This is a genomic window from Idiomarina sp. ST20R2A10, from assembly GCF_051842345.1.
GTDB lineage: Bacteria > Pseudomonadota > Gammaproteobacteria > Enterobacterales > Alteromonadaceae > Idiomarina > Idiomarina loihiensis.
Map to the genome: position 1 here is coordinate 1 of NZ_JBNIEY010000026.1, position 959 is coordinate 959.

The following is a 959-nucleotide window of genomic DNA, read 5'->3' on the forward strand; positions in this document are numbered from 1 at the left end:
TTCGTGCTCAATGAATATCTGCCAGTCACCATCAGGTGCCCGCATCAAGGCAGAGTCCTTAACTGCAAGCACCGGTCTATCCGATTTGACTGAGAAATAAACATCCGCAAATAAACCGGGGTGTAATTGGTCCTTTTTGTTATTTACCGCAAGTCGTACCGTTCGGGTGCGAGTTTTATGGTCTATTGTGTGGCCTTCCTGAATGACTTTTGCCGCAAAGCGGTGATTGTCGAAACTCACTGCAACAGGATCACCAAACTGCACATTAAGGTCAGCTGAGCCTGGTAGCCGAGCATTAACCCACAAGGTTTCTTCTTGCAGAACTTCAACCAAGTGGTTACCGGCATTGACTTGCTGGCCCTGCTTGAATTTATCGCTAACCACAATTCCGCCAATTTCTGAGGTCAGTTGGTATTCGCCGATAGGGTAATTAGCTTTACTTAAACGCTTAATATCACTGACCGACATACCAAATGCGTTGATTTGCGCTTGCGCTGAGGTAAAGGCATTTTTCGCTTCGACAAAGCGTTTTTCACCCACCGTTGACTCACCGAGTGACTGCACGCGTTGCCATTCGTTAAGTGTGACTAAATACTGACTTTGCGCCTCTGCCATAGTTGCGCTGAAGAGTGTGGCTAGTGGTTCACCTTTTTCGACGTGATCGCCAATACTGACAAAACGTTTGAGTACGGTCGAATCGATGCGCGGACTCACGATGTAGCTGTTAAAGTCGTTAGCAACCACCTCGCCCGGGGCATAAACCGGGTATTCAATGACTTTAGTTTGCAAGGTTCGCGTGGTGATATCTGCCATGGACAGCTGCTTGCTGGATAGCTCCACGCCTGCACTTTCCTTATGTTCACCTTGCTCGTGTTTGCCTTCTTCCTTGTGGGTATCTTCTTTTTCGTCGTGTCCGTGTTCATCCTGCGCCATAACCGAAAAGCTCAGCGCAAGTGCTA

The 959-nt window shown here is 48.2% G+C and carries 1 protein-coding gene; it reads right to left on the minus strand.

The genetic code is table 11. The annotated features are described in order from the left end of the window. A partial coding sequence (locus ACP7H9_RS14155; protein WP_439222924.1) for an efflux RND transporter periplasmic adaptor subunit occupies positions 1–959 on the minus strand: 959 nt, incomplete at both ends.